Origin of the sequence: Nonomuraea thailandensis (genome assembly GCF_024172165.1) — a bacterium.
Lineage (GTDB): Bacteria > Actinomycetota > Actinomycetes > Streptosporangiales > Streptosporangiaceae > Nonomuraea > Nonomuraea thailandensis.
On the sequence record NZ_JAMZEB010000002.1, the window covers coordinates 7443557 to 7457400 of the forward strand.

Annotated in this window: 11 protein-coding genes; 7 read left to right on the plus strand and 4 right to left on the minus strand. The window is 71.4% G+C overall.

Annotated elements, in window-relative coordinates:
- Positions 1–57: 57 nt before the first annotated feature.
- From HD597_RS37900 to HD597_RS37920, 5 genes are read left to right on the plus strand one after another with little or no spacing between them, the layout of a single operon-like run.
- Positions 58–984, plus strand: coding sequence for a PP2C family protein-serine/threonine phosphatase (locus HD597_RS37900; RefSeq protein WP_253748738.1), 927 nt, complete (start codon positions 58–60; stop codon positions 982–984).
- Positions 977–2263, plus strand: coding sequence for a vWA domain-containing protein (locus HD597_RS37905; RefSeq protein WP_253748740.1), 1287 nt, complete (start codon positions 977–979; stop codon positions 2261–2263). The genes HD597_RS37900 and HD597_RS37905 overlap by 8 nt, the downstream gene beginning before the upstream one ends.
- Positions 2263–2916 carry an FHA domain-containing protein gene (locus tag HD597_RS37910; RefSeq protein WP_253748742.1) on the plus strand — a complete coding sequence of 218 codons (654 nt, stop codon included), beginning with the start codon at positions 2263–2265 and terminating at the stop codon, positions 2914–2916. The genes HD597_RS37905 and HD597_RS37910 overlap by 1 nt, the downstream gene beginning before the upstream one ends.
- Positions 2917–2918: 2 nt before the next feature.
- Positions 2919–4289: a GlnX family signal transduction membrane protein gene (locus HD597_RS37915; RefSeq protein WP_372513639.1), complete on the plus strand. Its 1371-nt coding sequence runs from the start codon at positions 2919–2921 to the stop codon at positions 4287–4289.
- Positions 4286–5110: a glutamate ABC transporter substrate-binding protein gene (locus HD597_RS37920; RefSeq protein ID WP_253748746.1), complete on the plus strand. Its 825-nt coding sequence runs from the start codon at positions 4286–4288 to the stop codon at positions 5108–5110. Before HD597_RS37915 ends, HD597_RS37920 begins: the two co-directional genes overlap by 4 nt.
- Positions 5111–5156: 46 nt before the next feature.
- Here the strand turns inward: HD597_RS37920 and rpoD are convergent, their stop codons facing one another.
- Both rpoD and dnaG read right to left on the minus strand, forming a co-directional pair.
- Complete coding sequence (gene rpoD / locus HD597_RS37925) at positions 5157–6260, minus strand: RNA polymerase sigma factor RpoD (RefSeq protein WP_372513451.1); 1104 nt, start codon at positions 6258–6260, stop codon at positions 5157–5159.
- Between the two features lie 551 nt (positions 6261–6811).
- Entirely contained in the window at positions 6812–8656 is a 1845-nt protein-coding gene (gene dnaG, locus HD597_RS37930) for a DNA primase (RefSeq protein WP_253748748.1), read from the minus strand.
- Between the two features lie 228 nt (positions 8657–8884).
- Here dnaG and HD597_RS37935 point away from each other — a divergent pair, with 228 nt between their 5' ends.
- Positions 8885–9736 carry a M23 family metallopeptidase gene (locus HD597_RS37935; RefSeq protein ID WP_253748750.1) on the plus strand — a complete coding sequence of 284 codons (852 nt, stop codon included), beginning with the start codon at positions 8885–8887 and terminating at the stop codon, positions 9734–9736.
- Here HD597_RS37935 and HD597_RS37940 read toward each other — a convergent pair.
- Positions 9702–10859 (minus strand): NAD(P)/FAD-dependent oxidoreductase, encoded by a 1158-nt coding sequence (locus HD597_RS37940; protein ID WP_253748752.1) that lies wholly within the window; start codon positions 10857–10859, stop codon positions 9702–9704. The genes HD597_RS37935 and HD597_RS37940 overlap by 35 nt on opposite strands.
- Before the next feature lie 101 nt (positions 10860–10960).
- The gene (locus HD597_RS37945) at positions 10961–12181 is read right to left on the minus strand and encodes a deoxyguanosinetriphosphate triphosphohydrolase (protein ID WP_253748754.1); all 1221 of its coding nucleotides are present in this window, start codon (positions 12179–12181) and stop codon (positions 10961–10963) included.
- 80 nt (positions 12182–12261) lie between these two features.
- Here HD597_RS37945 and HD597_RS37950 point away from each other — a divergent pair, with 80 nt between their 5' ends.
- Positions 12262–13761, plus strand: coding sequence for a M48 family metallopeptidase (locus tag HD597_RS37950; RefSeq protein WP_253748756.1), 1500 nt, complete (start codon positions 12262–12264; stop codon positions 13759–13761).
- Positions 13762–13844: the final 83 nt, after the last annotated feature.

Below are 13844 nucleotides of genomic sequence, written 5' to 3' on the forward strand. Positions count from 1 at the left end.
GGGCGAGAGCGTGGGCGGAAGCATGGCCGGGCGTGAGGCTGTGACGGAGGGCGGGGCGTGACCGGGAGTGCGGGCGCGTGCCCGGTGTGCGAGGCGCCCGTGCTGGCGGGCGACACCTACTGCGAGGCGTGCGGCCACGCCCTGGGCGCGCCGGCCTGCGCGTCCTGCGGGGCGGCGGCCGTGGACACGGAGGGGTACTGCGAGCGGTGCGGCGCCCGCCAGCCGACCGGCAGGGACCACGCCGAGATCGTGCTCGGCGGCGGCCCCACCGGCAGTGCGGGCAGCGGCGCAGGCGGTCCCGGCGGTCCCGACGGTCCGGGTGGTCCGGGCGGTGCGAGCGGCCCCGGCGTCGGGGCGGTGGCGCTGACCGACAGGGGGCTGCGGCGCAGCCGTAACGAGGACGCGGTGGCCCTGCTGGAGGCGGGCGGCACGATCGTGACCGTGGTCTGCGACGGCGTCGGCAGCTCGCCCAGGGCCGACGAGGCCTCGGCGGCGGCGGTCGAGACGGCCTCGTCGGCCCTGGCCAGGGGCCTGTCGCACGAGGAGGCGTTCGAGCTGGCCGGCCGCGCCGTGACCAAGCTGGCGACCTCGCTGGACGACGCCCCCGCCTGCACCTACCTCGCCGCCGTGGTGCGGCCGGACGGCGGGGTCACGCTCGGCTGGGCCGGCGACTCGCGGGCGTACCTGCTGCCCGCCGGCACGCCGCTGACCGAGGACGACGCCGTGGAGACCGGCGAGATCACCGCGTGGCTCGGCGCCGACGCCGAGGACGCGGGCCCGCACGTCCGCACGCTTCCCCCGGGAACGCCGGGGCTGCTCCTGATCTGCAGCGACGGCCTGTGGCGCTACCTGGACGGCTATGACTTCCCCACGACGGGGACCCCGCTGGAGATGGCCCGCGAGATGCTGCGCCACGCGCTGGCCTCCGGCGGCCAGGACAACGTGACGATCGCCTTGATCCCTCTAGGAGAAGCGCATGGGTGACCAGCCCGCTTTCACGCTGAACATCGACCAGAACAAGTACCTCCCCCTTGACGGCCGTGAGGTGCACGCCATCCTCACCATCGGCTCGACCGGGGAGGCGACCGCCGAGGCCGTGCCCGCCGAGGCGGCCGAGGTGATCATCATTGACACGTCGGGCTCGATGAGCGGCAGCAAGATCCGCGAGGCCCGGCAGGCCGCGGCCACGGCCGTGCGGACGCTGCGCGACGGCGTGCACTTCGCGGTGGTGGCGGGGACGGAGCGGGCCACGGTCGTGTATCCGGGCGGCAACGCGAACCTGGTCAGGGCCACCCCCGCGACCAGGGCCGAGGCCGAGCGGGCGATCAACCGGCTGAGCGCCCACGGCGGCACCGCGATCGGCGAGTGGCTCAAGCTGGCCGGCCACCTGCTGACCCAGCATCCCTCGGCGATCAGGCACGCCATCCTCATGACCGACGGGCAGAACAACGAGCGCCCGGAGGTGTTCGCCTCCGTGCTGGCCGGCTGGAGCGGCAAGTTCGTCTGCGACAGCCTGGGCGTCGGCGACGACTGGGTGCCCGCCGAGCTGCGCAAGGTGGCCGAGGCGATGCTCGGCACGTTCGAGTTCGTACGCAACCAGGGCGATCTGCCGGAGTTCTTCCGCCGGCTCACGCAGACCTCGATGAGCAAGACCGTGGCCGAGCTGTCGCTGCGGGTGTGGGTGCCGCAGACGGCGCGGCTGAAGTTCGTCAAGCAGGTCTCCCCCACGCTGCTCGACCTGACCGGCAAGCGCACCGACGTCAACCCGCTGACCGGCGACTACCCGACCGGTTCGTGGGGCACGGAGGAGCGCGAGTACCACATCTGCGTCGAGGTGCCGCCCGGCCAGATCGGGCAGGAGATCAGGGCCGGCTGGGTCAAGCTGGTCCGCCCCGACACGCAGGACGTCATGGCCAGCGGCAACGTGCTGGCCCAGTGGACCGACGACCTGGCCCAGTCCACCCGCATCAACAGGAAGGTCGCCCACTACACGGGGCAGGCCGAGCTGCACGAGCTGATCCAGGACGGGCTCGGCCTGCGCGCCATGGGCGACGTCGAGGCCGCCACCGCCCGCCTGGCCAAGGCCCGGCAGCTCGCCGAGGAGTCGGGCCGGGAGGACACGGCCAGGCTGCTGGAGAAGGTGGTGGAGGTGGATCCGGCCACGGGCACGGCGCGGCTGCGCAGGAACGTGGACAAGGCCGACGAGATCGAGCTGGACGCCGGCTCCCAGCGGACGAGCCGGCTGCGCAAGGAAGGAAGCTGATGGCGACCTGCCCGCAGGGGCACCAGTCGGGCGCCGACGATTATTGCGACATCTGCGGCACCCAGCTGGCCCCGCAACCGGCTCCCCCCTCGCAGTCGCCCGGGCCGTCCCAGCCGGCCGAGGCGTGCCCGGTCTGCCAGACGCCGCGCGCCGGGCAGTTCTGCGAGGTGTGCGGCCACGACTACAGCGGCAGCGGCGCTCCCGTCCACGTCTCCGTGCCGGGGGCCCTGGCGGGGGCCCAGGGCGGGGCGCGGTGGGAGGCCGTGACCGCCGCCGACCGCACCTACTACGAGAAGGTGATCGCCGAGGGCGGCCCCGACGCCGCCGCGATGGCGTTCCCGCCGTACTGCCCGGAGAGGTCGTTCGCGCTGCACGGCGAGCAGGTGCGCATCGGCCGGCGCAGCCGCGCCAGGAACCTGCAGCCGGAGATCGACCTGACCGGCCCGCCCGAGGACCCGGGCGTCTCGCACCTGCACGCCGTGCTGCTGGCCCAGCCGGACGGCACCTGGATGCTGGTGGACCCGGGCTCGTCGAACGGCACCCAGGTCAACGGCAAGGCGCTGAAGGTGAACGTGCCCGTCAGGGTCGGCGCGGGCGACCGCATCCACCTGGGCGCGTGGACGGTCATCACGATCAGGGAGGGCACGCCGTGACCATGGTGCGGCCCGCGCCGGCCCCTCTCGTGCCGGTCTCCCAGGTCCCGGCCCGGCGCGGCGTGCCCGGCAGGATCCGGATCATCTCGGGCGTCACGGTCGCCTCGCTGGCGCTGCTGTTCGCCGCGCTCGCGGTCGGCACCTCCAGCGCCCGCGAGGGGCTGCGGGTCATCGGCCGCGACGCGGGCCCGCAGGTGGTCGCCACCGCCGGGCTGTACCTGGCGCTGAGCGACATGGACGCGCAGGTCGCCAACGTGCTGGTGATGGGCGACGCGTACGCCGAGCAGCGCCAGGACGCGCTGGCCAGGTACGACAGGCAGCGGGCCGAGGCCAACCGGACGCTGCTGCAGGCGTTCGAGCTGTCGGGCGACAACGCGGCCGAGCGCAACACCGTGCAGTCGGTGCTCGACGGGCTCGGCCGCTACGAGCGGCTGGCCGGGCGGGCGCTGCTGCTGAACGAGCAGTCCAGGCACGCGCCGGGCCCGCCGCCCGAGGAGGTGGTGCGGACCTACCGCGAGGCCACCGACCTGATGCGCATGGTGCTGCTGCCGCAGGCCTACAACCTGACGCTGGAGAGCGGCACGATCGTGCGCGCCACCTACGACTCGCAGACCGTCGTGGCGCCGCTGGTGCGCGTGGCGGTCGTGCTGGCCGGGCTGGTGGCGCTGGGCTGCCTGCTGTGGCTGCAGGTGTTCCTGGCACGGCGCTTCCGCCGGGTCTTCGGGCCCGCGCTGCTGGTCGCGACGGTGACGACCGCGGCGGCGCTGCTCTTCGGCACGAACGCGCTGGCCCAGGACGAGGAGGACCTGCGCACGGCCAAGTCGGCCGGGTTCGACTCGGTGCTGACGCTGGCCAAGGCGCGGGCGATCAGCAACAGCATGCAGGGCGACCAGAGCCGCTACCTGCTGGACAAGGAGCGCGCCGACACCTACGAGCACACCTACCTGGACCGGTCGCTGGCGGTCATGTACACCGAGGCGGGCAACCTGAGCGCCTACCAGCGCGCGGTGGCCGGCCACTCGACCGGCTACCTCGGCCTGCTGGGGCCCGAGCTCGTCGGCAGGCAGGGCGAGGAGGTGGCCGGCGCGTACCGGACGTTCCAGGCGTCCGACAGGGCCTTCCGCGACCTCGTCGCGGGCGGCAGGACCAACGACGCTGTCGCCGAGCGGCTGGGGCCGGTCATGACGGCGTTCGACGCCTACGACCGGGCGCTGACGCAGCTGGCGGGCACGCACCAGAAGGTGTTCGAGCGCTCGATCAGGAGCGGCGAGGGCGCGCTGGACAACCTGTGGCGGCTGCTGCCGTTCGCCATCGGCGCGATCGGCGTGCTGATGGTCGCCGGCGTGTGGCCACGACTGAGGGAGTACCGGTGAAGCGGGTGCTGAGGGCGAAGCGGCTGCCGGCGATCGTGCTGGCCCTGGCCGCGGTGGCGGTCTCGGGCTGCGGGATCGGCGCTCAGGAGTCGATCCTGGACCAGGACGAGCTGGTCATCGGGGTGCGCTCCGACCTGCCGTCGGTCGGCTTCCGCAAGGGTGACGGCACGTTCGAGGGCTTCGACGTCGACGTGGCGCGTTACCTGGCGGGCAAGCTGGGCAAGGACGTCACCTTCCTCGGCGTGCTGGCCGCCGACCGGGAGAAGGTGCTCACCGACGGGCGGGCCGACCTGGTGGTGGCCACGTTCACGATCGACCAGGACCGCAAGCGCAGGGTGCTGTTCGCGGGGCCGTACCACATCTCCTACCAGGACATCCTGATCCGGCCCGAGGAGAAGATCGCGAACGTGCGCGACCTGGAGGGCCGCCGGATCTGCGAGGTGCAGGGCTCGAACGCGGCCCAGCGGGTGGTGGAGGAGCGCGGGGTGAAGGCGCAGGTGGTGCCGTTCCCCGACTACAGCCGGTGCCTGGCGGCGCTGAAGAGCGGGCAGGTGGACGCGGTCACCACGAACGACGTCATCCTGGCGGGGCTGGCCGCGCGTGACGGGTCGGGGCTGCGGCTGGCCAACGCGCTGTTCAACGAGCAGCGTACGGGGGTCGGCCTGGCCAGGGGCGACGTGCCCGGCTGCGAGGCGGTGAACCGGGCCATCACGCAGATGTACCAGGACGGGACCGCGCAGAAGCTGCTGCGCAAGTGGTTCGGGGAGTCGTGGCTGCGGCGGGCCGTCGTCGCGGTGCCGCAGTTCGAGGGCTGCTCCTGAACGCGCGAAGGGGACGGCCCCGGCGGGGCCGTCCCCTCATGCGCGGTCAGTCCAGGTAGTCCCGCAACATCTGCGCGCGCGTCGGGTGGCGGAGCTTGGCCAGCGTCTTCGACTCGATCTGGCGAATGCGCTCACGCGTGACGCCGAACTCCCTGCCCACCTCCTCCAGCGTGCGCGGATGCCCGTCGGCCAGGCCGAAGCGGAGCTGGATGATGCGCTGCTCGCGGTCGGACAGCGTGGCGAGGATGTCGTCGAGCTGGTCCTGCAGCATGATGAAGGCGGCGGCCTCCATGGGCACGACAGCGTCGGCGTCCTCGATGAAGTCTCCGAGGTCGGAGTCCTCCTCACCGATCGGCGACTGCAGCGACACGGGCTCCTGGGCGATGCGCTGGATCTCCACCACGCGATCGACCGGGAGGTCCATCTCCTTGGCGATCTCCTCGGGGATCGGCTCGCGGCCGAGGTCCTGGTGGAGCTGGCGCTGGACCCTGACGAGCTTGTTGATGGTCTCCACCATGTGAACCGGGATGCGGATCGTCCGCGCCTGGTCGGCGATGGCCCGGGTGATCGCCTGCCTGATCCACCAGGTCGCGTAGGTGGAGAACTTGTAGCCCTTCGTGTAGTCGAACTTCTCGACTGCCCGGATGAGCCCGAGGTTGCCCTCCTGGATCAGGTCCAGGAACAGCATGCCGCGGCCCACGTACCGCTTGGCGATCGACACCACGAGCCTGAGGTTGGCTTCGATGAGCCGCTGTTTGGCCCGGGTGCCCTGCCAGACGAGCTCCCTGAACTCCGGGAAGGCCAGACGCGAGACTCCGTTTCCCAGCTTGTCCTCGGCGAACAGGCCGGCTTCGATCGACTTGGCGAGCTCCACCTCCTCCTCAGCGGTCAGCAAGGGCACGCGGCCGATCTCCCGCAGATAGATACGGACGAGATCGCTGGTCGGCGCCCGCTTGCCTACGTCTTCCTCATCGGCGCGGGTGGATTCCTCGTCGCCCTGGGGCTCGAGGACCTCCACGCCGTTCTCGGCGAGCATCCGTACGACGCGTTCCAGCGCGTCGGACGGCAACTCGGATCGGTCAAGCGCGGCTGCGACGTCATCGACGGTTACGCTCCCGCGCTCCCTTCCCTTCGCGACGAGGTCCGCCACCTGATCTACGGATGGCGGTCCACTTGGCAGCACCGATGCACCCACGGGAGACAGTCTGCAGTATTGGTTCCATCAAATGGCAGACCCATTTTTGTCACCGAAGGTAAGACGATCGTGTTTGCCGAATTGAGATCGCGAAAATGTTTAGCCCAAGTTTGATCAGGATAGTAAAGCCAATTACGCGATCAGGATTCACGCGCCCGGCGACGCCGAAGGGCCGGGCGCACCTCTTTCGCTGCCTGGAAGTCCTTGTCCGCCCACTTTGTCGCATCGTGGACCGCACCAAATTTCCTGGTCAACCACCCTGGTTTGCCGCTTGCGATCGCTGCCGAACCGTTACCGACCGAGAGTGATCATCGGCTCGTCGGGGCCCGCGGGCACGGGGGTCCGCACAACCCTCCGGCCTTTGCGATCTTGCCCCTGGCGCCCGTCCGCCGCCTCCCCGCCCGCCCCCGAGCTGATCACGCTGCGTGACGGCCGGTCGATCCCGGCTTTATGCAGGGCTTATGGCCGACATTCCGTTCTTCGTCAATTACCGAAATCGCCGGCGTTCAACTGCCGCCCGCGACGCGGGTGCGCAGCACCCGGCGCTGCTGCTCCAGCGCCACCAGCTCCCCGAACAGCTTGTTGTACTCCTGCTGCTGCTCCACCGGGTTGAGCCGCTGGATCCGCGACTTGACCTGCGCGATCGCCCGGTCGAGCGGCATGGCCTCGGCGGCGGTCAGGATGTCGCCGGCGTATCGCTCCTCGGCGTGCGCGTCGACCTGGATCGCCTCCACCGCGAAGCGGGTCACCAGCGCCCGGGCGCCCTCCTCGTGGGCGTGCTGCACCAGGCGGTCCACCCACTCCCGCCCGCCGGCCCCCGCCTGGGCCAGGCCCCCCGCGGCGACGATGACCTTGTGCAGCAGCACGTGGTCGGGCGCGGTGAACGCCTGCGGGTCGAGCGCGTCGAAGCGCGGCCCCAGCAGGGCGGGACGCTGCACGGCCAGCTTGAGCAGCTCGCGCTCCACGCGCAGGCTCGGGTCGACCGGAGCCGCCTTGGGCGCGCGCTGCTGCCGGCCCTGCTGCGCGCCGCCCACCTCGGCGATGCGCTGCATGACGAACCGCTCGTCCATGAAGCCCAGCCACCGGTCGAGGTCGATGGCGTAGCGTTTGCGCAGGCCGGCGTCCTTGATGCCGGCCACGATCGGCGCCGCGGCGTCGAGCGCGGCGATCTTGCCTTCGTTGCTGCGCAGGTCGTAGCGGGAGATCGTGCTCCTGATCGCGAACTGGAACAGCGGCTCGCGGCTGGCGATCAGGTCGCGCACGGCGGCGTCGCCCTGCTTGATCCGCAGGTCGCACGGGTCGAGCCCGTCGCCCTGCACCGCGACGTAGGTCTGCGTGACGAACTTCTGCTCGTCGGCGAACGCCCGCAGCGCCGCCTTCTGCCCGGCCGCGTCGCCGTCGAAGGTGAAGATCACCTCACCGCGGAATTCGGCCTGGTCGAGCAGGAACCGGCGCAGGATCTTGATGTGCTCCTCGCCGAACGAGGTGCCGCAGGTGGCCACCGCGGTCGGCACGCCGGCCAGATGGCAGGCCATCACATCGGTGTATCCCTCGACGATCACGGCCTGCGCGCGCTTGGAGATCTCGCGTTTGGCGAGGTCGATCCCGTAGAGCACCTGGCTCTTCTTGTAAAGCGGCGTGTCAGGTGTATTCAGATATTTCGGACCTTCATCGGAATCAAGCAGCTTCCGGGCGCCAAATCCGATCACATCACCCGTCGCGTCCCGGATCGGCCAGATCAGCCGCCCGCGGAACCGGTCGATCGGCCCCCGCCGGCCCTCCTTGGCCAGCCCGCCCTTCACCAGCTCCTCGGCGGTGAAGCCGCGCGCCATGAGGTGGCGGCTCAGCGCCTCCCACTCGGCCGGCGCGTAGCCGACCCCGAACGTCTCGGCGTCGGCCCGCTCGAACCCGCGCTCCGACAGGAACCGCCGGGCGGTCGCCGCGTCGGGCACCATGAGCTTGCCCGCGTAGAACTCGGCCGCCGCCCGGTGCGCCTCGATCAGCCTGGCCCGCTCGCCGTGGTCGCGGCGGGGGACGTAGCCGCCCTGCTCGTACTGGAGCTGGATGCCGGCCCGCTGCGCCAGCCGCTCGACGGCCTCGCTGAACGACAGGTGCTCGATCTTCTCGACGAACGTGATCACGTCGCCGCCCTCGGAGCAGCCGAAGCAGAAGTACATCCCGCGCTCGGGCGTGACGTTGAACGAGGGGCTCTTCTCGTCGTGGAAGGGGCAGAGACCCTTGAGGTTGCCGCCTCCCGCGTTACGCAACTGGATGTGCTCGCCGATCACATCGGCGATGGGGGAACGCTCGCGTACGAGCGCGATGTCGACGTCACGGATCCGGCCAGCCACGCCGGGAAGTCTATTCCGCCCCACCGACGGTTCTGCGCCGCGAGAGTGTCCCGGACCGGTATGGCGGGGAGGAAGGCCAGGGTTACCTCCCGGCTGCTAAAGGGGGAAACAGGTACTGCGGGGTCTCCGGGTCGGCTACAAAGGTAAAGGTTGTCGGTGGAAACGGTGACACGGGTGGAGATCATGCGATCGGGGCTTGTCGGACGATGGGCGGCCGTCACGGGCGCTGTGCTGTTGACCGGTGCCTGCACCCAGGCGCCCGGGCTGGCGGGCGTCGGCGCCACGTCGCCCTCCACCGCCCCTGTGACGGGCACCCCGGCGGTGACGGCCACGATCCCCACCCCGGACCATCTGGCGGCCGAGCAGCCGCCCGAGGGCGCCGAGCCGGTCAAGGTGCCGCCGCCGAAGCTGTCGAAGTACACCTACACCTTCCCCGTGAAGGGTTGTAAGACGGAGTACCAGCGCAAGCTGCTCGTGCTGCCCAAGACGACGATCTGGGCCCCGCAGGGCTGCGCGTTCGTGGCGCCCGTCGGCGGGGTGGTGGACGAGGTGAACGTGCAGGACCGGTGGTCGCCGGGCACCGACGCGGGGTCCACCCGCGAGGGCAGGTTCGTCACGATCATCGGTGACGACGGCGTGCGCTACCTCGGCGGGCACCTCGACTCCGTGGCCGACGGGATCAAGCCGGGCGCGCGGGTCAAGGGCGGCCAGCTCCTCGGCCGGGTGGGCCGCACGGGCAACGCCCGCGACGCCGGGCCGAACCTCTACTTCGCGATCTCGTGGAAGACCGGCCCGGCCTTCTGGTGGGTCCGCAGGGGCATGGTCGAGCCGTGGGACTACCTCGACGCCTGGCAGGAGGGCAACCGTACGCTGTCGCCCCGTGAGGAGACGCTGAAGCTGCGCGGGAAGCTGGGCGAGACGCCACAGTGCGCCGTGCAGTGCTCGGGGGCCCGGCAGCAGCCACAGGAGCCGCAGGCGAGCAAGACCCCGCGGCCCCAGAAGAGCACCAACGGCAACAGCGACGATGACGACGAGGTCATCACGCTCAACCCGACGACAGCTCCTTTGGATGGACGGTGACGCCGGACTTGATGAGCTCCTGGATGTCGTCCACGACGTCCCAGACGTTGACGTTCATGCCGGCGATCACGCGGCGCTCGCGCAGCCAGTAGGTGATGAACTCCATGCTCTCCGGGTCGCCCCGGTAGACGATCTCGTCGTGGCCCTCGATGTCGCCGGAGAACTCCATGCCGAGCTCGTACTGGTCGGTGTAGAAGTACGGCAGCATGTCGTGGACGACCTCCTGGCCGAGCATCGACCTGGCGGCGACCGGGCCTCCGTGCAGGGCGTTGGCCCAGTGCTCGACGCGGATGCGGCGGCCGTACAGGGGGTGGAAGAACTCCGCCACGTCGCCCGCCGCGTACACGTCGGGGTGCGAGGTGCGCAGGGAGGCGTCGGTGAGGATGCCCTGGCCGACGTCGAGGCCCGCGTCCCGGGCGAGCCCCACCTCGGGTGCGGCGCCGATGCCGACCACGACGAGGTCGGCGGCCAGCCGCTCGCCTGAGCTCAGGCGCACGCCGGTCTCGGTGATCTCCGCGGCGGCCGTGCCGAAGCGCAGGTCCACGCCCTTGCTCGCGTGCAGGCGGGCGAACAGCTCGCCGAGCTCCTGGCCGAGCGCCCGGTTGAGCGCGGTGGGCTCGGGCTCGACGACGGTGACCTGGCAGCCGGCCGTGCGCGCCGCCGCCGCCGTCTCCAGGCCGATCCAGGAGGCGCCGACGATCAGCACGTCCGCCCCTTCGGCGAAGCGGCGCCTGAGCGCCTCGCTGTCCTCCACCGTGCGCAGGTAGTGGGCGGGTCCCGGCAGGCGTCTGGGCACGGCGCCGGTCGCGATGAGCAACTTGTCGTACGGCTGCCGCGACCCGTCGCCGAGCCTGATCAGGTGATGGGCCGTCTCGATGCGGGTGACCCTGATGCCGAGCCGCAGATCCACGTCGTTGTCGGCGTACCAGCCGGGTTCGTGGACGAAGATCTCCTGCCGTTCGCTGTTGCCCTGGAGGTATCCCTTGGACAGGGGCGGTCTCTCGTAGGGCCGTTCAATCTCCGCGCCGATCAGCACGATCTCGCCGTCGAAACCCTCCTCGCGCAGCGTCTGTGCTGCCTTCGCGCCGGCGAGCCCGGCTCCGACGATCACATATGTGGCCATGGGCGCAGTATGCGCCCACCGAGGTCATCGGGAAAGCCGGTTGTGCCAGGCGACCTGGCTCGTTGACGAACTCTTGATCAACCCCATGGCCGGGTTCTCGGTCAGCGGGAGAGCCTGCGGTGCCAGGCGACCGCCGACGTGTCGGTGAGCGAGGCGATCTGGTCGATCACCACGCGGACGCGGGCGGCGTCGTTCGCGGCCTCCAGGAACGCGGGGCGGAAGGCGGGCTCCAGCGTGCCGGGCGCGCCGAGCGTGATCAGGGAGGCCAGCTCGGTGATGAGGTCGCGCTGCCTGGCCTGGTTGGCGTGGTGGTCGGCGGTGGTCATCACGTAGTGCGCGGTGACGCCCTTGAGCAGCGCGCACTCCAGCCTGGTGGCGTGCGGCACGACCAGGTCGGCGCGGTGGCGCGAGCCGTGCACCTCCTTGGTGGCGGCCTGGGCGGAGCGGCAGAACCGGCCGATGAGGCCGCTGGTGAGCGCCTTCAACCCGGCCAGGTCGGCCATGGTGGCCTCGAAGCGGCGCGGCCAGAGCGGGTCGGCGATCAGCTTGGCGAAGACCTCCTCCAGCTCGCCGAGGTCGGCGCCGGGGGCGTACCAGGTGCGGGTGATCCGGCACACCTGGGCGCGCTCGGCCGGCGACTGGAGCGCCTCGGGGGTGACGTGGCCGGAGTGCAGGGCGTCCTCCAGGTCGTGCACGGAGTAGGCGACGTCGTCGGCCCAGTCCATGATCTGCGCCTCGAAGCTCACGCGGCCCTCCGGCGCGCCCTGCCTGATCCACTCGAACACCGGCAGGTCGTCGTCGTACACGCCGAACTTGGCGCCCTTGTCGCACGTCCACGGGTACTTGATGGAGGCGTCGAGCGCGGCCCGCGTCAGGTTGAGCCCGGCGCTGCGGCCGTCCTCGGTGAGGACCTTGGCCTCCAGCCGGGTGAGCAGGCGCAGGCTCTGCGCGTTGCCCTCGAAGCCGCCGCACGAGGCCGACAGCGCGTTGAGCGCCACCTCGCCGTTGTGCCCGAACGGCGGATGCCCCAGGTCGTGGGCCAGGCAGGCGGTCTCCACCAGGTCGGGGTCCACGCCGAGGGTGGCGCCCATCTCCCTGCCGACCTGGGCGCATTCGAGGGAGTGGGTCAGGCGGGTGCGCGGGATGTGCTGGCCCCCGCCGAGCGTCTCTCCCGGGCCCACCACCTGCGTCTTGGCCGCCAGCCTGCGCAGTGCGGCGCTGTGCAGCACCCGGGCCCGGTCACGCTCGAACGCGGCGCGTTCCGGATTGCCGGGAAGTTCCGGAACCCAACGCTCCTGGTCATGCTCGTCGTAGTACGGCATCAGTGAAGTGATTTTATCCAGTTTCCCGTCTCCGCTAGTGTCAAGCCTCGCGAGAAACCCTTCCCCGGGAGCCCTCCTCCATGACGACAGCGTTCCGAGCAGTGCTGGCCTTTACCCTGCTCGCCGGCTTCTACGTGCTGGTCGGCCTCATCCTGGCGGCCGCCGTCCTCATCGACGTCATGCTCGTCGTCGACTTCCACGCCAACACGATCAAGTTCGCGGTCGTGCTCACCCTGGCGGCGGGCGCGCTGCTCCGCGCGCTGATCATGGTCAGCCGCCGCCGCGGCGGCGAGCAGCCGGGGGTGCCGGTCGGGCGCGAACACGAGCCGGTGCTGTGGCAGACGGTCGAGGAGCTCTCACAGCGCGTACGCACCGCGCCGCCGGACGAGATCCGCCTGGTCGCGGAGGTGAACGCGGCCGTGTCCGAGGACACCCGCCTCCTCGGCCTGCGGGCCACGCGGCGGCGCATGTTCATCGGGCTGCCGCTGCTGCAGACGCTCACCGTGGACGAGATGCGCGCGGTGCTCGGGCACGAGCTCGGCCACTACAGCGGCGCGCACACCCGCCTGGGCGCACCCGTCTACCGGGGCCGGGTCTCGCTCATCGCCACCGTGCAGGGCCTGCACAACCACCCGTTCGTCCAGCGCCTGTTCACCTGGTACGCCAAGCTCTACCTGCGCGTCTCGCAGGCCGTCTCGCGCCGTCAGGAGCTGGAGGCCGACCAGCTGGCCGTCGCCATCGGCGGCCGGCAGGCGATGGCCGGCGCGCTGCGCAAGATCCACGCCACCGCGACCGGCTGGGACCTGTACGTCAGCAACTACCTGTCGCTCACCGGCGCGGGAGGCGCCCGGCCCGCGTCCGTGTTCGGCGGCTTCCACTCCCTCATGAGCGACCCCGACCGGCAGGCCGAGATCGCCAAGCTGGGCGAGCAGCCCGAGGAGGTCTCCCCGTACGACTCGCACCCGAGCCTGGCCGAGCGCCTGGCCGCCGTCGATCGCCTGCCCGAGCCGCAGCACGTGCCGGATCCGCGCTCGGCCCTGACGCTGCTGGCGGACGCCAACGTGGCGGTGCAGGCGGTGGAGCAGTCCATGTGGAGCCAGGAGGCCCTGTCGACGCTGCGGGCGGTGTCGTGGGAGGAGCTGGTCTCGCAGGGCATGTACGCGGGCCGCAACGCCGACGCCGTACGCGACCTGGCCATCGCCGGGCAGCAGGTGATGGGGGCGTCGCGGCCGTACCTGGACGCGGCGTTCGAGGCCATCGCGCGGGGGCGGCAGGCCAAGCTGGAGGCCAAGCTGCTGGAGCAGGGCTGGAACCCGTCCCCCACGCTGCTGGCCGGGGTGCTGGGGCAGGCGCTGGAGGCGGTGCTGATCCAGCTCGGCGAGGCCAGGTGGACCCTGTCGTGGTCCGGGCCGGCCCGGCTGCTGTTCGACGACGGCGAGGAGGTGGCCCTGTCGGAGTACGCGGCCCAGGTGGCGGCCAACCCCGCGGCCGTGGCGGGGCTGCGGCAGTGGCTGGGCGATCACGGCATGCGCCACGACTACGTGCCGCTGGAGGAGCCCAGCCCGGCCGCGCTCGGCTAGCCCGGCCGCACCGGGTCAGCCCCGTCACACTGGGGCAGGCCGGTGACACTGGGGCAGGCCGGTGACACTGGGGCAGGCCGGTG

Bases quoted from the DNA above. Each gene is read 5' to 3' on its own strand.
- HD597_RS37905 (WP_253748740.1), top strand. From the start codon at position 977: ATGGGTGACCAGCCCGCTTTCACGCTGAACATCGACCAGAACAAGTAC.
- HD597_RS37950 (WP_253748756.1), top strand. From the start codon at position 12,262: ATGACGACAGCGTTCCGAGCAGTGCTGGCCTTTACCCTGCTCGCCGGC.
- HD597_RS37945 (WP_253748754.1), bottom strand. From the start codon at position 12,181: ATGCCGTACTACGACGAGCATGACCAGGAGCGTTGGGTTCCGGAACTT.
- HD597_RS37915 (WP_372513639.1), top strand. From the start codon at position 2,919: ATGGTGCGGCCCGCGCCGGCCCCTCTCGTGCCGGTCTCCCAGGTCCCG.
- HD597_RS37940 (WP_253748752.1), bottom strand. From the start codon at position 10,859: ATGGCCACATATGTGATCGTCGGAGCCGGGCTCGCCGGCGCGAAGGCA.
- HD597_RS37910 (WP_253748742.1), top strand. From the start codon at position 2,263: ATGGCGACCTGCCCGCAGGGGCACCAGTCGGGCGCCGACGATTATTGC.